This is a genomic window from Pseudomonas sp. BIGb0278 (genome assembly GCF_024809895.1).
Classification (GTDB): Bacteria; Pseudomonadota; Gammaproteobacteria; order Pseudomonadales; family Pseudomonadaceae; genus Aquipseudomonas; species Aquipseudomonas shirazensis.
In genome coordinates this window covers 108,308-126,139 of sequence record NZ_JANUEL010000009.1, presented here as the reverse complement: position 1 = coordinate 126,139, position 17,832 = coordinate 108,308, and the positions used below count along the sequence as shown (strand labels likewise).

Annotated in this window: 19 protein-coding genes; 15 read left to right on the top strand and 4 right to left on the bottom strand. The window is 62.8% G+C overall.

The genetic code is table 11. The features are described 5' to 3' along the window. Positions 1-3: 3 nt before the first annotated feature. Positions 4-381 (bottom strand): hypothetical protein, encoded by a 378-nt coding sequence (locus M2396_RS23570; protein WP_259078940.1) that lies wholly within the window; start codon positions 379-381, stop codon positions 4-6. Between the two features lie 230 nt (positions 382-611). On the opposite strand from M2396_RS23570, the gene M2396_RS23565 reads away from it, so the two are divergent. Together M2396_RS23565 and M2396_RS23560 are read left to right on the top strand one after the other, a co-directional pair. After that, entirely contained in the window at positions 612-1,910 is a 1,299-nt protein-coding gene (locus tag M2396_RS23565) for a serine/threonine protein kinase (RefSeq protein ID WP_259078938.1), read from the top strand. Then, complete coding sequence (locus M2396_RS23560; protein ID WP_259078937.1) at positions 1,903-2,718, top strand: VacJ family lipoprotein; 816 nt, start codon at positions 1,903-1,905, stop codon at positions 2,716-2,718. The genes M2396_RS23565 and M2396_RS23560 overlap by 8 nt, the downstream gene beginning before the upstream one ends. Before the next feature lie 35 nt (positions 2,719-2,753). Here M2396_RS23560 and M2396_RS23555 read toward each other — a convergent pair whose 3' ends face one another. Beyond that, the gene (locus M2396_RS23555) at positions 2,754-3,896 is read right to left on the bottom strand and encodes a patatin-like phospholipase family protein (protein WP_220632407.1); all 1,143 of its coding nucleotides are present in this window, start codon (positions 3,894-3,896) and stop codon (positions 2,754-2,756) included. Positions 3,897-3,921: 25 nt separating this feature from the next. Continuing rightward, on the bottom strand, positions 3,922-4,857 hold the full coding sequence (locus tag M2396_RS23550) for a lipid A biosynthesis lauroyl acyltransferase (RefSeq protein WP_101321685.1): 936 nt from the start codon (positions 4,855-4,857) through the stop codon (positions 3,922-3,924). Between the two features lie 111 nt (positions 4,858-4,968). Here M2396_RS23550 and minC point away from each other — a divergent pair, with 111 nt between their 5' ends. The 7 genes from minC to M2396_RS23515 all read left to right on the top strand — a co-directional run bounded on the left by minC (position 4,969) and on the right by M2396_RS23515 (position 11,518). Next, positions 4,969-5,727 carry a septum site-determining protein MinC gene (gene minC, locus M2396_RS23545; protein ID WP_259078936.1) on the top strand — a complete coding sequence of 253 codons (759 nt, stop codon included), beginning with the start codon at positions 4,969-4,971 and terminating at the stop codon, positions 5,725-5,727. Positions 5,728-5,827: 100 nt separating this feature from the next. Next, positions 5,828-6,640 (top strand): septum site-determining protein MinD, encoded by an 813-nt coding sequence (gene minD, locus M2396_RS23540; protein ID WP_101321687.1) that lies wholly within the window; start codon positions 5,828-5,830, stop codon positions 6,638-6,640. A 3-nt stretch (positions 6,641-6,643) separates the two neighbouring features. After that, positions 6,644-6,898 carry a cell division topological specificity factor MinE gene (minE, locus tag M2396_RS23535; RefSeq protein WP_101321688.1) on the top strand — a complete coding sequence of 85 codons (255 nt, stop codon included), beginning with the start codon at positions 6,644-6,646 and terminating at the stop codon, positions 6,896-6,898. Between the two features lie 138 nt (positions 6,899-7,036). Continuing rightward, a complete protein-coding gene (locus M2396_RS23530; RefSeq protein ID WP_101321689.1) occupies positions 7,037-7,672 on the top strand; it encodes an RluA family pseudouridine synthase in 636 nt (211 codons plus the stop codon). A 71-nt stretch (positions 7,673-7,743) separates the two neighbouring features. Beyond that, on the top strand, positions 7,744-9,033 hold the full coding sequence (locus M2396_RS23525; RefSeq protein ID WP_101321690.1) for a M18 family aminopeptidase: 1,290 nt from the start codon (positions 7,744-7,746) through the stop codon (positions 9,031-9,033). Between the two features lie 95 nt (positions 9,034-9,128). Next, positions 9,129-9,296 (top strand): hypothetical protein, encoded by a 168-nt coding sequence (locus tag M2396_RS23520; RefSeq protein WP_178080787.1) that lies wholly within the window; start codon positions 9,129-9,131, stop codon positions 9,294-9,296. Between the two features lie 44 nt (positions 9,297-9,340). Then, on the top strand, positions 9,341-11,518 hold the full coding sequence (locus tag M2396_RS23515) for a mechanosensitive ion channel family protein (protein WP_150570916.1): 2,178 nt from the start codon (positions 9,341-9,343) through the stop codon (positions 11,516-11,518). A 9-nt stretch (positions 11,519-11,527) separates the two neighbouring features. Here the strand turns inward: M2396_RS23515 and M2396_RS23510 are convergent, their stop codons facing one another. Further along, positions 11,528-12,241 carry a UTRA domain-containing protein gene (locus M2396_RS23510; protein ID WP_259078935.1) on the bottom strand — a complete coding sequence of 238 codons (714 nt, stop codon included), beginning with the start codon at positions 12,239-12,241 and terminating at the stop codon, positions 11,528-11,530. Positions 12,242-12,570: 329 nt separating this feature from the next. Between M2396_RS23510 and M2396_RS23505 the strand changes: the two genes are divergently transcribed. The 6 genes from M2396_RS23505 to M2396_RS23480 all read left to right on the top strand — a co-directional run bounded on the left by M2396_RS23505 (position 12,571) and on the right by M2396_RS23480 (position 17,820). Further along, positions 12,571-13,632 carry an ABC transporter substrate-binding protein gene (locus M2396_RS23505; protein WP_259078933.1) on the top strand — a complete coding sequence of 354 codons (1,062 nt, stop codon included), beginning with the start codon at positions 12,571-12,573 and terminating at the stop codon, positions 13,630-13,632. 94 nt (positions 13,633-13,726) lie between these two features. Next, entirely contained in the window at positions 13,727-14,533 is an 807-nt protein-coding gene (locus tag M2396_RS23500) for an alkaline phosphatase family protein (RefSeq protein ID WP_101321694.1), read from the top strand. After that, on the top strand, positions 14,533-15,369 hold the full coding sequence (locus M2396_RS23495; RefSeq protein WP_191622849.1) for an ABC transporter permease subunit: 837 nt from the start codon (positions 14,533-14,535) through the stop codon (positions 15,367-15,369). Before M2396_RS23500 ends, M2396_RS23495 begins: the two co-directional genes overlap by 1 nt. Then, on the top strand, positions 15,359-16,153 hold the full coding sequence (locus M2396_RS23490) for an ABC transporter permease (RefSeq protein WP_150570918.1): 795 nt from the start codon (positions 15,359-15,361) through the stop codon (positions 16,151-16,153). The genes M2396_RS23495 and M2396_RS23490 overlap by 11 nt, the downstream gene beginning before the upstream one ends. Before the next feature lies 1 nt (position 16,154). After that, positions 16,155-17,144: an ABC transporter ATP-binding protein gene (locus M2396_RS23485; protein ID WP_259078930.1), complete on the top strand. Its 990-nt coding sequence runs from the start codon at positions 16,155-16,157 to the stop codon at positions 17,142-17,144. Between the two features lie 22 nt (positions 17,145-17,166). Further along, positions 17,167-17,820 carry an HAD family phosphatase gene (locus M2396_RS23480; RefSeq protein ID WP_181088737.1) on the top strand — a complete coding sequence of 218 codons (654 nt, stop codon included), beginning with the start codon at positions 17,167-17,169 and terminating at the stop codon, positions 17,818-17,820. Positions 17,821-17,832 lie beyond the last annotated feature (12 nt).

The window sequence follows — 17,832 nt, the reverse complement described above, 5'->3', positions numbered from 1 at the left end:
CCTTCATGCCAGCCTGGCGCCTTGTGCCTGACGCACCAGGCGCAAGCCGGCCAGGACCACCGCGAACACGGCGATACTGGCGGTATACAGCACCAGCGCGCTGAGCCCGAACAGCAAGCCGACTGCGGCCAGATACCAGCCGGCGCGGCCTTTGAGCAGTTGCGCGAGCACGCTCAGGGCCACAGCCAGCCAGGCAATCAGCTGAAAATGAATCGCCAGGCCCAGCAGCGAGCGCACCTGGCATTGCCAATACTGCGCAGGTACGCCGCACAGGCCAACCCACTGGCCGTCCTCCATCAGCCCGTAGCGCACGCCATAGCTGGCCGCCAGCCACAACGGCAGGCACAGCAGCAGGACAATGACGGGCAATGAACGAGGCATGAAGATCTCCGGGCAAATGTAAACAAACGCCAGCATAATCACTGGCGACATCTGTGCAAGGCAAGATTTCCCGGCAGCCGCTATGTTGCACAGAGCGATTGTTACCGCACTATTCACTGGCGCGGTAAAAACTGGCATAACAAATGGCCATACACCCGGCAACTTTGCCTGCTGGGCCGTGGTCAGAGCCTGCGTACCGTCATGCCTTGCCGAATATTCTGGGGGATTCAATGCTTCGATCACTGCGCCTCGCTGCCCTTCTGGGTGGCTTGCTTATGGCTGCGGCCGCCTCGGCGCGGGATATCGACGCCGCCAGCTATGGCTTTCCCTTGACCAACCCGTTCGAGGCGACGATTGCCACCACCCCGCCTGAACTACGGCCGACGCTGCCCAGTGATGATGACATCACCCAGGCCGACTACAGCCTCACCCTGCGTCCTGAGCGTGAGTTCACCCTGCCGGACAACTTCTGGCCGGTAAAAAAGCTCAAGTACCGCATGGCCCGCCAGGACCACGAAGCGCCGCTGATCTTCATCATTGCCGGCACCGGCGCGCCCTACAGCAGCTCGACCAACGAATACCTGAAAAAGCTCTACTACCAGGCTGGCTTCCATGTCGTGCAGCTGTCGTCGCCGACCAGCTGGGACTTCATGAGCGCCGCCTCGCGCTTTGCCACCCCAGGCGTGACCAAAGAAGATGCCGAGGACCTGTACCGGGTCATGCAGGCGGTGCGCGCGCAGCACCCGCGCCTGCCGATCAAGGACTTTTACCTCACCGGCTACAGCCTCGGCGCCCTCGATGCGGCGTTTGTCAGCCATCTGGACGAAACCCGGCGCAGCTTCAACTTCAAGCGCGTGCTGCTGCTCAACCCGCCGGTCAACCTCTACACCTCGGTGAGCAACCTCGACAAGCTGGTGCAGACCCAGGTCAAGGGCATCGACCGCAGCACCACGTTCTACGAACTGATGCTGGAAAAGCTCACCCGTTACTTCCAGGACAAGGGCTACATCGACCTCAACGACGCGCTGCTGTATGACTTCCAGCGCTCGCGCGAGCACCTGTCCAACGAGCAGATGGCGATGCTGATCGGCACTTCGTTCCGCTTCTCGGCGGCCGACATTGCCTTTACCTCCGACCTGATCAACCGCCGCGGCCTGATTACCCCGCCAAAGCAGCCGATCACCGAAGGCACCAGCTTGACCCCGGCGTTCAAGCGCGCCCTGCAGTGCGACTTCGAGTGCTACCTGACCGAGCAGGTGATCCCGATGTGGCGCGTGCGGACCGACGGTGGCAGCGTGCTGCAGCTGGTCGATCAAGCCAGCCTGTACGCCCTTGAAGACTACCTGAGCAAAAGCCCGAAGATTGCCGTCATGCACAATGCCGACGACCTGATCCTCGGCCCTGGCGATATCGGTTTTCTGCGTAAAGTATTTGGCGATCGGCTGACCTTGTACCCGCACGGCGGCCATTGCGGCAACCTTAATTACCGCGTCAACAGCGACGCCATGCTGGAGTTCTTCCGTGGTTAAACGACTGCTGCTCGTCACCGCTTTGCTCGCCGCCGGGTATGCCCAGGCCGAGGAGATCGCGCCGCGTACCAGCGTGATCGATGCCAACGTGGCCGATGCGCCGGTCGAGCAAAGCGATGGCTTTCTCGACCCGTTGCGCTCGCTCAAATTCAACCCTGGGCTGGACCAGCGTGAGTTCGAACGCTCGACCCTGACCGCGCTGAATATCTACGATCCGCTGGAGTCGGTGAACCGGCGCATCTACCACTTCAACTATCGCTTCGATCAGTGGGTGCTGCTGCCTGCCGTCGACGGTTATACCGCGATCACGCCACGCTTCGTGCGTACCGGGGTGAGCAACTTCTTCAGCAACCTTGGCGATGTGCCCAACCTGTTCAACAGCGTGTTGCAGCTCAAGGCCGAGCGGTCGGCGAAGATCACTGCAAGGCTGATGTTCAACACCATCATCGGTGTCGGCGGCCTGTGGGACCCGGCGACCAAGATGGGCCTGCCGCGCCAGAGTGAAGACTTCGGCCAGACCCTGGGCTTCTATGGTGTACCCGACGGGCCGTACATCATGCTGCCGATCCTCGGCCCATCGAACCTGCGCGACACCACCGGGGTGGTGGTGGACTACGCCGGCGAACAGTCGATCAACTACCTGGACATGGCCAATTTCACCAGCGATCACCCGGAGATTCTGTTCCTACGGGCTGTGGACAAGCGCTACACCACTGCCTTCCGTTATGGCCAGCTGAATTCGCCGTTCGAATACGAGAAGGTGCGCTACGTCTACACCCAGGCGCGCAAACTGCAGATCGCCGAGTAATCAGCATATTTGGGGCCGCTTTGCGGCCCCAAAACTCACAAGCCGAGAAAACGACTCAGCGCCCCACGCTTGGCCAGGGCATCGCGCCGGCCAAGCTCGATCAGCTCGCTGCAATAACTCGCCTCGAACAGCAAATAGCTCAACACCCCTGCCCCACTGGTACGAGTCGCCCCCGGCCCACGCAGGAACATGCGCAAGGCCGCCGGCAGCTGGCGTCGATGGCGAGCGGCGATTTCGTCCAGCGGCTGGCTCGGCGCAACCACCAGTACCTCGATCGGTGCCAGGCCCAGCGCCCGCGCATTCAAATGCGCCGGCAGCAGGTGGCTGAGGTGATTGAGCCGTTGCAGTAGCTCGATGTCGTCTTCCAGGCTGTCGATGAAGGTGCTGTTGAGCATGTGCCCGCCGATCTGCGCCAGGCTCGGCTGGCGACCGCTGAACAGACGCTGGCTGGGCAACGGCGACGCCGGTCGTTGCGGGTTGCCGCTGACGCCGACCACCAGCACCCGGCTTGCGCCCAGGTGCAACGCTGGGCTGATCGGCGCCGACTGGCGCACCGCACCATCGCCAAAGTATTCGTCGCCAAGCTTGACCGGGGCAAACAGCAAGGGGATCGCCGAGCTGGCCAGCAAGTGCTCGATGCTGAGCGCAGTTGGCACACCAATACGCCGATGGCGCAGCCATGGCTGAATGGTCTCGCCGCCTTGATAGAAGGTCACTGCCTGGCCCGAGTCGTAGCCAAAGGCGGTGACGGCCACGGCCCGCAATTGCTCGCTGGCCAGCGCCTCGCCAATGCCGTCAAGATGCAGGTGCGCTTGCAACAGGCCACGCAGCGGGCTGCTATCGAGCAACGCCACCGGCACGTCGCCGCCAACACCCAGCAAGCTGTGGCTGACGAAGCGACTGGCCTGGCGAATCACCCCGGGCCAGTCGCTGCGCAGCACCAAGTGGCTGCTGAAGTTCTGCCAGAAGGCGGTCAGGCGCTGCACCGATTCGGCAAAACGAGTTGCACCGCTGGCCAGCGTCACCGCATTGATGGCCCCGGCCGAGGTGCCGACGATCACCGGGAACGGGTTGGCCGCGCCAGGCGGCAGCAACTCGGCAATACCTGCCAGCACCCCCACCTGATAAGCCGCGCGGGCACCGCCGCCAGAGAGAATCAGGCCCGTGGTTGCAGTCATGTGATCCTCCCTGGATGTGCTGGCGTCAGCGCTGCTTCTTGTCGTACAGCCGTGGCGCGCCTTCAGGGCGGGACTTGAAGCGGCGATGCGCCCACAGGTACTGCTCCGGGCATTCACGCAGCACGCTCTCGACCCACTGGTTGATGCGCAGGCAGTCGGCCTCCTCGGTCTCGCCCGGGAAGTCCTGCAGCGGTGGATGCACAACCAAACGGTAACCGCTGCCATCCTCAAGCCGGCGCTGAGTGAACGGAATCACCCGCGCCTTGCCCAGACGGGCAAACTTGGTGGTGGCGGTAACCGTTGCCGCCGGGATACCGAACAGCGGCACGAACACACTCTGCTTGGCGCCGTAGTCCTGATCCGGTGCGTACCAGATCGCGCGGCCGCTGCGCAGCAGCTTGAGCATGCCGCGCACGTCCTCGCGCTCGATCGCCAGCGAATCGAGGTTATGCCGCTCACGGCCACTGCGCTGGATGAAGTCGAACAGCGGATTGCCATGCTCGCGGTACATGCCGTCGATGGTGTGCACCTGGCCGAGCAGTGCGGCGCCGATTTCCAGAGTGGTGAAGTGCACCGCCATCAGAATCGCGCCCTGGCCATCGCGCTGGGCGGCCTGCAGGTGCTCGATGCCTTCGATATGCGCAAGCTGCGCCAGCCGGGCCTTTGGCCACCACCAGCTCATAGCCATTTCGAAGAAGGCGATGCCGGTGGAGGCGAAGTTTTCTTTGAGCAACCGCAGCCGTTGGTCGGCGGAAAGCTCAGGGAAGCACAGCTCGAGGTTGCGCGCAGCGATGCGCCGACGCTCGCCGGCAAAGCGATACATCACCGCGCCCAGCGCACGGCCGAGCGCCAGCAGTGCCCGATACGGTAGTTGCACAGTCAGCCACAGCAGCCCCAGGCCCAACCACAGGCCCCAGAATCGCGGGTGGAGAAAATAACGACGAAAACGCGGGCGTTCCATTCAAGCTTCCGGAAAGACAAAGGCCGCGCATTCTACAACGGATCGCCGCCGGTTGCGGGCAACCCGCGTTCTCGTTATAAGTCAGGGCACTTTTTCCGTTACAAGCCGTCTATGCAGACCATGAGCCCAAACCACACCCCCGAACACGCCCCCGCGTTCCAGCTCAAGGGCAGCATGCTTGCCATTACCGTTCTGGAACTGGCGCGCAACGACCTTGAATCGCTGGACCGCCAGCTGGCGGCAAAAGTCGCCCTGGCACCGAATTTCTTCAGCAATACCCCACTGGTGCTGGCGCTGGACAAACTGCCGGCCGGCGAAGGCGCCATCGATTTGCCCGGGCTGATGCGCATCTGCCGCCACCATGGCCTGCGCACTCTGGCGATCCGCGCCAACCGTATCGAAGACATTGCTGCGGCGATTGCCATCGACCTGCCCGTGCTGCCGCCGTCCGGTGCCCGCGAGCGGCCAATGGAGCCTGAGCCGGAAGTCAAGAAGCCCGAGCCAGAACCGGCGCCCGTGGTACCCGCCGAGCCGGAAGTGCGGCCGACCCGGATCATCACCACGCCGGTGCGCGGTGGCCAGCAGATTTACGCCCAGGGCGGTGACCTGGTGGTGACCACATCGGTCAGCCCGGGTGCGGAACTTCTTGCCGATGGCAACATCCATGTCTACGGCGCAATGCGTGGTCGGGCCCTGGCGGGGATCAAGGGCAACACCAAGGCGCGCATCTTCTGCCAGCAGATGACCGCAGAGCTGGTCTCGATTGCCGGTCAGTACCGGGTCTGCGAAGACCTGCGCCGCGACCCACTGTGGGGTTCGGGGGTACAGGTCAGCCTGTCTGGCGATGTGTTGAACATCACCCGGCTTTAACGGATACTTGCGGCATTTTTAGAGCAACTTTTTCATCGTTGCCGTTTTGTGCTTTTTCAGGGACTGCTGTCCCGACTATTTTATTTAGGGGTGAAACACCTTGGCCAAGATTCTCGTGGTTACTTCCGGCAAAGGGGGTGTGGGCAAGACCACCACCAGCGCCGCCATCGGTACCGGCCTGGCCCTGCGCGGGCACAAGACTGTCATCGTCGACTTCGACGTCGGCCTGCGTAACCTCGACCTGATCATGGGCTGCGAGCGTCGCGTGGTGTATGACTTCGTCAACGTGGTCAATGGCGAAGCCAACCTGCAGCAAGCACTGATCAAGGACAAGCGCCTTGAGAACCTGTTCGTGCTGGCTGCCAGCCAGACCCGCGACAAGGACGCGCTGACTCAGGAAGGCGTCGAGAAGGTCCTGATGGACTTGAAGAAAGACTTCGAATATGTGGTCTGCGACTCCCCTGCCGGTATTGAAAAGGGCGCCCACCTGGCCATGTACTTCGCTGACGAAGCGATCATTGTGACCAACCCGGAAGTGTCTTCGGTACGTGACTCGGATCGTATGCTCGGTCTGCTGGCGAGCAAGTCGCGCCGCGCCGAGCGTAATGAAGACCCGATCAAGGAACACCTGCTGATCACCCGCTACCACCCAGAGCGCGTAAGCAAAGGCGAGATGCTCGGGGTCGACGACGTCAAGGACATCCTTTCGGTAGATCTGATCGGCGTGATTCCGGAGTCCGAAGCCGTACTCAAAGCCTCGAACCAAGGCGTGCCGGTCATCCTCGACGATCAGAGCGATGCAGGCCAGGCCTACAGCGACACCATCGACCGCCTGCTCGGGAAAAACCTTCCGTTGCGGTTCATCGAAATGCCGAAGCAAGGATTCTTCGCGCGCCTGTTTGGAGGCAAGTAAACCATGAACCTTTTTGACTTCTTTCGTGGCAGACAGAAACAGAGCAGTGCGTCGGTAGCGAAAGAGCGTCTACAGATCATCGTGGCGCACGAGCGCGGTCAGCGCACCACGCCGGACTACCTGCCGGCGCTGCAGAAAGAGCTGGTCGAGGTGATCCGCAAGTACGTCAATATCGGCAACGATGACGTGGTGGTTGCCCTGGAGAACCAAGGCAGCTGCTCGATCCTCGAGCTGAACATCACCCTGCCCGAGCGTTAATCAACGCTGCAGGCACACCTGCAGGAGCGGCCCTGAACCGCGAAGCAGCCACTGACGCAACCAGAACATCTGGTGCCGCCCGTGGCTGTTTTGCGGTTCAGGGCCGCTTTTGTCAGTTTTTCCAGAGAAGACGCAACAATGCCCCTGTCGAACGTGCACATCCTTCATCAGGACGACGCTGTCCTGGTCATCAACAAGCCGACCCTGCTGCTTTCGGTGCCGGGCCGCGCCGACGACAACAAGGACTGCCTGATCACCCGCCTGCAGGAAAACGGCTACCCGGAAGCGCTGATCGTGCATCGCCTCGATTGGGAAACCTCGGGGATCATCCTGCTCGCTCGGGATGCCGACAGTCATCGAGAACTGTCGCGCCAGTTTCATGATCGCGAAACCGAAAAGGCCTACACCGCACTGTGCTGGGGCCAGCCGGCGTTGGACAGCGGCAGCATCGACCTGCCACTGCGCTATGACCCGCCGACCAAACCGCGGCATGTGGTCGACCACGAGCAAGGCAAGCATGCACTGACCTTCTGGCGCATCGTCGAGCGCTGTGGCGACTATTGCCGGGTCGAGCTGACGCCGATCACCGGCCGCTCGCATCAACTGCGCGTGCACATGCTGTCGATCGGCCATCCGCTGCTCGGCGACCGGCTGTACGCCAACCCGGAGGCGCTGGCCGCCCATGAGCGGCTATGCCTGCACGCGAGCATGCTCAGCTTTACCCATCCGGTCAGCGGTGAGCGCTTGAAGTTCGAGTGCCCGGCTCCGTTCTGAAGTCGCTGTGCGCCGACACAAAACGTCGCAGAACTGCGTTAAACTCGCGCCATTGCTGTCTGGAGTGAACTATGCGCGATGTTTTGAACCAGGGCCTGATCGAATTCCTCAAGGCCTCCCCGACGCCCTTCCACGCCACGGCAAGCCTGGTCCAGCGCCTCGAAGCCGCTGGATTTCAGCGCCTCGACGAGCGTGACAGCTGGGCCACCGTGCCTGGCGGGCGTTACTACCTGACCCGCAACGACTCGTCGCTGATCGCGATCAAGCTCGGTTCGCTATCACCGCTGCTGAGCGGTATCCGCATGGTTGGCGCGCACACCGACAGCCCGTGCCTGCGAGTCAAGCCGCAGCCTGAACTGCAGCGCCACGGCTTTTTGCAGCTGGGCGTCGAAGTCTACGGCGGCGCGCTGCTGGCGCCGTGGTTCGACCGCGACCTGTCGCTGGCCGGGCGGGTGACCTTCCGCCGTGATGGCAAGGTCGAAAGCCAGTTGGTCGACTTCAAGCTGCCGATCGCGGTGATCCCCAACCTGGCGATCCATCTCAATCGCACCGCCAACGAAGGCTGGCCGATCAATGCCCAGCTCGAACTGCCGCCAATCATCGCCCAGGTGGCCGGTGACGAGCGGGTCGATTTCCGCGCTGTGCTCACCGAGCAGTTGGCCCGCGAACACGAACTGAATGCCGACGTGGTGCTCGACTACGAGCTGAGCTTCTACGACACCCAGGACGCGGCCCTGATCGGCCTCAATGGTGACTTCATCGCCGGCGCCCGCCTCGACAACCTGCTGTCGTGCTATGCCGGCCTGCAGGCGATGCTGGCAACCGACAGCGACGAGACCTGCGTGCTGGTCTGCACCGACCATGAAGAAGTCGGGTCCAGCTCGGCCTGCGGCGCCGACGGCCCAATGCTCGAACAAACCCTGCAGCGCCTGCTGCCGGATGGCGACGAGTACGTTCGCGTGATCCAGCGTTCGCTGATGATCTCGGCCGACAACGCCCACGGCGTGCACCCCAACTACGCCGACAAGCACGACGGTAATCATGGGCCCAAGCTCAATGCCGGGCCGGTGATCAAGGTCAACAACAATCAGCGCTACGCCACCAACAGCGAAACCGCCGGGTTCTTCCGCCACCTGTGCATGGCTGAAGAAGTACCAGTGCAGAGCTTTGTGGTGCGCAGCGACATGGGTTGTGGTTCGACCATTGGCCCGATCACCGCCAGCCACCTGGGTGTGCGCACGGTCGACATCGGCTTGCCGACCTTTGCCATGCACTCGATCCGCGAGCTGTGCGGCAGCCATGACCTGGCTCACCTGGTCAAGGTTCTGAGCGCGTTCTACCGCACCCGCGAACTGCCTTGAAGGCAACCTGCTGAGGGTCAATGGCCACCCTCGGCGCAGCCGCTATGCTGGATGCATAGTGGCTATCCAGTTACCCCGCAGAAGGATTCTGTCGCATGTCGCCCTTTCTCTCGTTGTTCGTTCCGGTATTTCTGTTCCTGATGCTGCTGACCATCGGCTTCAGCCTGCGCGAGCGCAACGCCGGGGTGCTGATGATGTGGATCGGCACCTTGGGCATTTTCGGCATCATGTGCTGGAAGATCCTCGAGAAACTGCCCACATAAACCTCTACACTCGGTCGATCGATTGTCCTGAGGTAGTTTTTCCGGTGCCTGTCTTCCTGCGTTGCCTGACCCTGCTGCTGTTGCTGTTCATCACGCCGAGCTATGCCGCCGGCATTCCCGGCCTGCTCGGCTCGAGCGCGCCGGCACAACCGCAAGCCAGCGAGCCGCTGGCCAAGTCGCTGGACGAGGTGATCAAGAACCTCGAAAACGACCAGCAACGCAGCAAGCTGCTGGCCGACCTGAAAAAACTCCGTGATGCCAGCAAACAGACCCAGGCCAACCCGGAACAAGGCGTGCTCGGGCTCATCAGCGGCGCCCTGCATGACATTGAAAAGCAGTTCAGCGGCGATGAAAGCCCGTTTCGGCGCTGGTCGCTGGAAATCAATCAGGCCCAGGATGAGCTCAGCGCGCTGATCGTGCCGGTGCAGCAGTGGCCGGCGATTCTGTTCGGCTTCGCGGCTGTGATTGCGGTGTGGAGCTTGCTGGCCATGCTGTTCAACTGGATCGGCCAGCGCGTGCGCCTGCGCTTCGGTCTCAAGGCTGAGCTGCCGCAACACCCGCGCACCGGTGACCTGGTGTTGTTTGCCTTGCGCAAACTGGGGCCGTGGCTGGTGGCACTGATCATCACCGTCTACCTGAGCTTCGCCCTGCCCCCCTCGCTGGGCAAATCGATGGCGATGGTGCTGGCTTACGCGTTGGTAGTGGGCACCTGCTTCTCGGCGATCTGCGTGATTGCCTTCTCCCTGCTCGATGGCCCGCACCGCCACCGCGCCCTGCATATTCTGCGGCATCAGGCGTTTCGCCCGCTGTGGCTGATCGGCAGTTTCGCCGCGTTTGGCGAAGCGATGAACGACCCGCGCCTGACCGCAGCGCTGGGCACCCATCTGGCCCACGCTCTGGCGACCCTGGCCAACGTGCTGGCGGCGCTGTGCACCGGATTGTTCGTGCTGCGCTTCCGCCGCCCGATTGCCCACCTGATTCGCAACCAGCCACTGTCGCGTCGGCTGAACCGGCGCACCCTGAGTGACACCATCGAGATTCTCGGCAGCTTCTGGTTCATTCCAGCGATGATTCTGGTGGCGATCTCGCTGGTGGCCACCTTCGTTTCCGCTGGCGATACCAGCACAGCCCTGCGCCAGTCGCTGATGTGTACCGTGCTGGTGGTGGTGTGCATGGTGGTCAATGGCCTGGTGCGCCGCCACGCGGCCAACCCGAAGCGGATCAATCGCCGTCAGGCGGTGTATGCCGAGCGCTTGCGCAACTTTGGCTACGCCCTGCTGCATGTGCTGATCTGGCTGGTGTTCATCGAGCTTGGCCTGCGCGTCTGGGGCCTGTCGATGATCGGCTTTGCCGAGGGCGAAGGGCATGACGTCAGCCTGCGTCTGCTCGGCCTGGCCGGTACCCTGATCGCCGCCTGGCTGGTGTGGATCCTCGCCGACACGGCGGTGCATCATGCGCTGGTGCGCTCGCGCCGTGGCCTGGCCAACGCCCGCGCGCAGACCATGATGCCGCTGATCCGCAACGTCATGTTCGTGGCTATCTTCATCATTGCGGTGATTGTCGCCCTGGCCAACATGGGCATGAACGTCACGCCGCTGCTGGCCGGTGCCGGTGTCATCGGCCTGGCCATCGGCTTTGGTGCGCAGTCGCTGGTCGCCGACCTGATCACCGGGCTGTTCATCATCATCGAAGACTCACTGGCCATCGACGATTATGTCGAAGTCGGCGGCCACCTGGGCACCGTCGAGGGCCTGACCATCCGTACCGTGCGCCTGCGCGATATCGATGGCATCGTGCATACCATCCCGTTCAGCGAAATCAAGAGCATCAAGAACTACTCGCGTGAGTTCGGCTACGCCATCTTCCGCGTGGCCGTGCCTCACGGCATGAGCATCGACAAGGCCATCACCCTGATCCGTGAGGTCGGCCAGACCCTGCGCAGCGACCCGCTGATGCGCCGCAACATCTGGTCGCCACTGGAGTTGCAAGGGGTGGAAAGCTTCGAGGCCGGCCAGGCGATCCTGCGGGCGCGCTTCAAGACTGCGCCGATCAAGCAGTGGGAAGTGTCGCGGGCGTTCAACCTGGCGCTCAAACGCCAACTTGACGCAGCCGGCCTGGACCTGGCGATGCCACGGCTGTCGGTGCAGGTGGTCACCGCCGGTGGCGGCGGGCTGAGCGAAGCGGTTGCCAAGGATGCACCAACAGCGCCGCCGACCCGTTGACTGTTCAGGCTAGCCCGCCTCGGCCCTGATCCGCACTGCATCATGGCGCCAGTACTCCAGGTCACAGTCGATCAGATGACCCTGCTGATCGCAGTTGACCCGGGTCACCTGCAAGCCCGGGCTGCCCGCCGAAATTTTCAGCGCGCTGGCGGCGGGCAGAGGCAACGCGGTGGGCAGGATCTCGAAGCAGACCCGGCCATATTCAATCTGATACTCGCGAGCGTAGATCTCGGTCAGCGACTGACTGAGGTCCTGCTCGAGAATCTGCGGGAAGTACGCTGGCGCCAGGTAGTGCTCGGTATACAGCACCGCGCGCCCGTCAATCCGCCGGACCCGGCAGATCTGCACCACGCTGGACAACCCCGGCAGGCGCAAGCGCGCGCAGATGGCCGCCGAGGCCGGCTGCAGGCGCGCCGACAACAGCTCGGTGGCCGGCACCCGCCCCTGCTCGCGGACCATCGCGTGGAAGTGGCTACGGGCAATCAGGTCATAGCTTAACCGCTGCGGCGCAACGAACCAGCCACGGCGCTCTTCGCGATAGATCAAGCCCTGTGCCTCCAGCTGCAGCAGTGCCTCGCGCAGGGTGATGCGCGTGGTGGCGAAGACTTCACTGAGCTTGCGCTCGGCCGGCAGTTTGCCGCCCGGCGCCAGCAGGCCGTGTTCGATCTGCTCCTGCAGGGCATGACAGATGACTGTTACCGCGCGCGCTGGCGTCGCTTGCATCAAAGGTTACCTATCTGGACTAGTCCAGCCCCACAACAGGGCAACTGGAGAATAGTGCAAGCCTAGGCACAGGCCATGAACATCCGGTTACAGAAGCCCCTCAAGGGTGACATTGAAAATGCATCAGGCCAGGCGAATCAAGGCATGGGATCTGGTCTACGCTGTATTTTCAGGCATCCCGGTAGGCCGGCCAAGGCGCTGACCTACATCAAACTGTCACGCTGGCGGCCTACCTTGGCGCAAGGTTTGCTGACCTAGACCACTTACGTCACGCGCACGGTTTGCATCCTCATATCGCCTGCAAGGCATTCCCACCCAAGGAGCTTCGGATGAAACAGTTTTTCATGGCGTCATTGCTCGGTTCGGCCATCGCCCTGTGCACCTCGGCAATGGCCGCCGACGACCTCAAGACACTGGAAGATGCAGCCCGCAAGGAAGGCGCGGTGAATAGCGTGGGCATGCCCGATGCGTGGGCCAACTGGAAAGCTACCTGGGATGACCTGGCCAGCAAGTACGGCCTCAAGCACATGGACACCGACATGAGCTCGGCGCAGGAAATCGCCAAGTTCGAGTCGGAAAAGGACAACGCCAGCGCCGACATCGGTGACGTCGGTGCCGCCTTTGGCCCGATCGCCGTGGCCAAGGGCGTGAGCCAGCCGTACAAGCCAAGCACCTGGGATCAGGTACCGACCTGGGCCAAGGACCAGGACGGCCACTGGGCGCTGGCCTACACCGGCACCATTGCTTTCATCATCAACAAGCACCTGGTCAAGGAAGGCGAGCGGCCGAAAACCTGGCACGACCTCGAGAAGGGCAAGTACAAGGTCGCCATCGGTGACGTCGGCACCGCAGCCCAAGCGGCCAACGGCGTGCTCGCCGCGGCCATCGCCTACAAGGGTGATGAACGCAACATCGAGCCAGGCCTGCAGCTGTTCACCAAACTGGCTCAGCAGAAACGCCTGTCGCTGGCCAACCCGACCATCCAGACCCTGGAGAAAGGCGAAGTGGAAGTCGGCGTGGTCTGGGACTTCAATGGCCTGAGCTACCGCCAGCAGATCGACCCTGAGCGCTTCGAGGTGTTGATTCCGGCTGACGGCTCGATTACCTCGGGCTACACCACCATCATCAACAAGTACGCCAAAAACCCCAACGCGGCCAAGCTGGCTCGCGAATACATCTTCAGCGACGCCGGCCAGATCAACCTGGCCAATGGCCACGCGCGGCCGATCCGTGCCGAGCACCTGAAGCTGCCGGCTGATGTACAGGCCAAGCTGCTGCCCAATGAGCAGTACGCGCCGGCCCAGCCAATCAAGGACGCCACGGCCTGGGAGACCACCTCCAAGGCGCTGCCGCAAAAATGGCAGGAGCAGGTCATCATCGAGATGGAATGACGCTTGCTCGGGTAATGCTCTGAACAGCTCTCTGCACCGTAACAGCGGGGCAGAGGGCAACCCCACCGTGTGATCCACCTGCCGTGGAGTCTCCATGCAACACAACGTCATTCTGGTCCTGCTCGACGGCCTCAACCACGAGGTCGCCCACCATGCGATGGGCCACCTGCACGCTTACGTCGAGGCTGACCGCGCTGCGCTGTACCGGGTCCAGTGCGAGCTGCCGTCGCTGTCGCGGCCGCTTTACGAGTGTATTCTCACCGGCGTACCACCGCTGGAAAGCGGCATCGTCCACAACAACGTCAACCGCCTGTCCAACCAGCGCAGCGTGTTTCACTACGCCCGCGAGGCAGGCCTGGGCACTGCGGCTGCGGCCTATCACTGGATGAGCGAGCTGTACAATCGCTCGCCGTTCGACCCGCTGCGCGATCGCCATACCCATGCGCCAAAGCTGCCGATCCAGCACGGGCTGTTCTACTACGCCGATCACTACCCCGACTCGCACCTGCTGGCCGACGCCGAGTACCTGCGCCGCCGCCACGCCCCGAATTTCCTGCTGGTGCACCCGATGAACATCGACGATGCCGGCCATCGTCATGGCCTCGACAGCAGCCAGTACCGCAATGCCGCGCGCGGTGCCGACATCCTCTTGGCCGACTACCTGCCGCGCTGGCTCGAAGAGGGTTACCAGGTGCTGGTGACCGCCGACCATGGCATGAACAACGACCGCTCGCACAATGGCCTGCTGGCCGAGGAGCGCGAGGTGCCGCTGTTCGTCTTCGGCAGCGCCTTCAGCCTCGACCAGAATGCCAAGCCGCTGCAGACCGAGCTGTGCGGAACGATCTGCGAGCTGCTCGGCGCCGCCCATGACAAAAGCGTTTGCCGCGAGCTGCTGTCGTGATGGCCGGCACCCGCGGGCGCTACCTGGCCATGCTCTGCCTGCTGCCGTTCGCGCTGTTCTTTCTGGTGTTCCAGATCGCGCCGCTGGGCTGGGTGGCGATTCACAGCGTGCAGGCCGAGGGCGGCTGGAGCCTGGACAACTTCAGCAAGGTGTTCGCCTCCAAGTTTTATCTGCAGGCGCTGCAGCGCAGCCTGGAGATCAGCTTCTGGTCGAGCCTGTTCGGCATCATCATTGCCACCCTTGGCGCCTATTCGCTGCGCCAGGTCAACTCGAAGCTGCGCGACTTCGTCAGTGCCTTCGCCAACATGACCAGCAACTTCGCCGGAGTGCCGCTGGCCTTCGCTTTCATCATTCTGCTCGGCTTCAACGGCGCACTGACCTTGCTGCTGAAGCAGGTCGGCCTGCTCGAAGACTTCAGCATCTATTCCAAGACCGGCTTGATCCTGGTGTACACCTACTTCCAGATCCCGCTCGGCGTGTTGCTGCTGTACCCGGCGTTCGACGCCCTGCGTGAAGACTGGCGCGAATCCGCGGCGCTGCTCGGCGCCAGCCACTGGCAATTCTGGCGGCACATCGGCCTGCCGGTGCTGACCCCGGCGCTGCTCGGCACCTTCGTGATTCTGCTGGCCAATGCCCTCGGTGCCTACGCCACGGTCTATGCACTGACTACGGGCAATTTCAACGTGCTGCCGATCCGCATCGCGGCGCTGGTGGCGGGCGACATCAGCCTCGACCCGAACCTGGCCAGCGCCCTGGCGATGGTGCTGGTGGGGCTGATGACGCTGGTCACGGTGGTTCATCAATGGCTGTTGAAGAGGAGCTACCATGCGCGCTGAATCCCGCCCTGGCGGCTGGTACCACCGCGCCGTGGTCTACCTGCTGTTTCTGATCCTGCTGCTGCCGCTGGCCGGCACCCTGCTCTACTCACTGTCGACCAGCTGGTCGGCGAGCCTGTTGCCCAGCGGCCTGACTTTCAAATGGTACGCGGCGCTGTGGAGCGAGCCGCGCTTTCTGGCCGCCTTCGGCCAGTCGCTGCTGGTGTGCGTCGGCGCGCTGCTGTTGTCGGTGGTGCTGATCCTGCCGTTGCTGTTTGTGGTGCATTACCACTTCCCGCGGCTGGATGCGCTGATGAACATCCTCATCCTGCTGCCGTTTGCGGTACCGCCGGTGGTGTCGTCGGTGGGCTTGCTGCAGCTGTATGGCAGCGGGCCGATGGCGATGGTCGGCACGCCGTGGATTCTGATCGGCTGCTACTTCACCGTAGCGCTGCCGTTCATGTACCGGGCCATCACCAACAACCTGCAGGCGATCAACCTGCGCGACCTGATGGACGCTGCCCAACTGCTCGGTGCCAGCACCTGGCAGGCGGCGTTTCTGGTGGTGCTGCCAAACCTGCGCAAGGGCCTGATGGTGGCGCTGTTGCTGTCATTCTCGTTTTTGTTCGGCGAATTCGTGTTCGCCAACCTGCTGGTCGGCACCCGCTACGAAACGCTGCAGGTGTACCTGAACAACATGCGCAACAGCAGCGGCCACTTCAACAGCGCGCTGGTGATTTCCTATTTCGCCTTCGTCCTGGTGTTGACCTGGGTGGCCAATCGCTTGAACAAGGACAAACCCTGAGATGAGCTTCGTCAGCGTAGAGAAACTGCAAAAGAGTTACGCCGGCAGCCCGGTGTTCGACGATATCGACTGCCAGATCCAGCGCGGCGAATTCGTCACCCTGCTCGGCCCGTCCGGTTGCGGCAAGTCGACCTTGCTGCGCTGCATTGCCGGGCTGACCCCGGTCGACAGCGGCCGGATCCTCCTCGACGGCCACGACCTGGTACCGCTGAGCCCGCAAAAACGCGGCATCGGCATGGTCTTTCAGAGCTATGCACTGTTCCCCAACATGACCGTCGAGCAAAACGTCGCCTTCGGTTTGCGCATGCAGAAAACCCCTGCTGCAGAAAGCCGCACGCGGGTGCGCGAAGTGCTCGAGCTGGTCGAGCTGGGCAGCTTTGCCGGGCGCTATCCGCATCAGTTGTCGGGCGGCCAGTGCCAGCGGGTGGCGCTGGCCCGATCGCTGGTGACCAGGCCGCGCCTGTTGCTGCTGGATGAGCCACTGTCGGCACTGGATGCACGTATTCGCAAGCACCTGCGCGAGCAGATTCGGGCAATTCAGCGCGAGCTGGGGCTGACCACGATCTTCGTCACCCACGATCAGGAAGAGGCGCTGACCATGTCCGACCGCATCTTCCTGATGAACCAGGGCCGGATCGTCCAGAGTGGCGACGCCGAAACCCTCTACACCGCGCCGGTGGACCTGTTTGCCGCAGGCTTTATCGGCAACTACAACCTGCTCGATGCCGACAGCGCCAGCCGCCTGTTGCAACGCCCGGTCAGCAGCCGCCTGGCGATCCGCCCCGAGTCGATCAGCCTGAGCCTCACCGGCGAACTGGACGGCCTGGTGCGCAGCCATAGCCTGCTCGGCAACGTCATCCGCTATCGGGTCGAGGTGCGCGGTGTCGAACTGGTGGTTGACGTGCTCAATCGCTCGTCAGAGGATCTGCATGCGGACGGTCAACGGGTATCCTTGGCTATCGACCCAACGGCGCTACGCGAAGTGGCATAGAAGTAGCTCAGGAGAAGTACCGATGGCTTTGGCAATTTTCGATCTGGATGAAACCTTGATCCATGGCGACTGCGCGTCGCTGTGGAGCGAGCACATGGTGCGGCTGGGCTGGGTCGATGGCGAGTCGTTTCTGCGCCGTGACCGCGAGCTGATGGAGGCGTACAGCAAGGGTGAGATGGCCATGGAAGACTACATGGCCTTCAGCCTCGAGCCGGTTGCCGGGCGCACACTGGAGGAGTTGGCGCACCTGGTCGAGCCATGGGTGGAAGACGTGATCGAGCCGATCATCTACGGCGACGCCTGCCGCTGCATTGCCGAGCACCGCAAGCAAGGTGATCGGGTGCTGATCATCTCGGCTTCTGGCACCCACCTGGTCGGGCCGATTGCAGCCCGCTTGGGTGTAGACGAGTACCTGGCGATCGAACTGGAAGCGGTCAATGGCGTGTACACCGGCAACACTCATGGCGTGCTGACCTACCGCGAGGGCAAGATCACCCGGCTGCTGGAGTGGCTGGATCAGGAACAGGAAAACCTCGAGGGCGCGAGTTTCTATTCGGACTCGCGCAATGACCTGCCGCTGCTGCTCAAGGTCGATCATCCCAAGGCAGTCAACCCTGACCCGGTCCTGCGCGCCCATGCCGAGCAGCATGGCTGGCCGATCCTCGCCTGGAAGTGAAACAGCCGGGGC

Excerpts from the sequence above, each read along its gene's own strand:
- M2396_RS23570 (WP_259078940.1), bottom strand. The coding sequence starts at position 381 with ATGCCTCGTTCATTGCCCGTCATTGTCCTGCTGCTGTGCCTGCCGTTG.
- M2396_RS23565 (WP_259078938.1), top strand. The coding sequence starts at position 612 with ATGCTTCGATCACTGCGCCTCGCTGCCCTTCTGGGTGGCTTGCTTATG.
- M2396_RS23555 (WP_220632407.1), bottom strand. The coding sequence starts at position 3,896 with ATGACTGCAACCACGGGCCTGATTCTCTCTGGCGGCGGTGCCCGCGCG.
- M2396_RS23550 (WP_101321685.1), bottom strand. The coding sequence starts at position 4,857 with ATGGAACGCCCGCGTTTTCGTCGTTATTTTCTCCACCCGCGATTCTGG.
- minC (WP_259078936.1), top strand. The coding sequence starts at position 4,969 with ATGCAGACCATGAGCCCAAACCACACCCCCGAACACGCCCCCGCGTTC.
- minE (WP_101321688.1), top strand. The coding sequence starts at position 6,644 with ATGAACCTTTTTGACTTCTTTCGTGGCAGACAGAAACAGAGCAGTGCG.
- M2396_RS23530 (WP_101321689.1), top strand. The coding sequence starts at position 7,037 with ATGCCCCTGTCGAACGTGCACATCCTTCATCAGGACGACGCTGTCCTG.
- M2396_RS23525 (WP_101321690.1), top strand. The coding sequence starts at position 7,744 with ATGCGCGATGTTTTGAACCAGGGCCTGATCGAATTCCTCAAGGCCTCC.
- M2396_RS23520 (WP_178080787.1), top strand. The coding sequence starts at position 9,129 with ATGTCGCCCTTTCTCTCGTTGTTCGTTCCGGTATTTCTGTTCCTGATG.
- M2396_RS23510 (WP_259078935.1), bottom strand. The coding sequence starts at position 12,241 with ATGCAAGCGACGCCAGCGCGCGCGGTAACAGTCATCTGTCATGCCCTG.
- M2396_RS23505 (WP_259078933.1), top strand. The coding sequence starts at position 12,571 with ATGAAACAGTTTTTCATGGCGTCATTGCTCGGTTCGGCCATCGCCCTG.
- M2396_RS23500 (WP_101321694.1), top strand. The coding sequence starts at position 13,727 with ATGCAACACAACGTCATTCTGGTCCTGCTCGACGGCCTCAACCACGAG.
- M2396_RS23495 (WP_191622849.1), top strand. The coding sequence starts at position 14,533 with ATGGCCGGCACCCGCGGGCGCTACCTGGCCATGCTCTGCCTGCTGCCG.
- M2396_RS23490 (WP_150570918.1), top strand. The coding sequence starts at position 15,359 with ATGCGCGCTGAATCCCGCCCTGGCGGCTGGTACCACCGCGCCGTGGTC.
- M2396_RS23485 (WP_259078930.1), top strand. The coding sequence starts at position 16,155 with ATGAGCTTCGTCAGCGTAGAGAAACTGCAAAAGAGTTACGCCGGCAGC.
- M2396_RS23480 (WP_181088737.1), top strand. The coding sequence starts at position 17,167 with ATGGCTTTGGCAATTTTCGATCTGGATGAAACCTTGATCCATGGCGAC.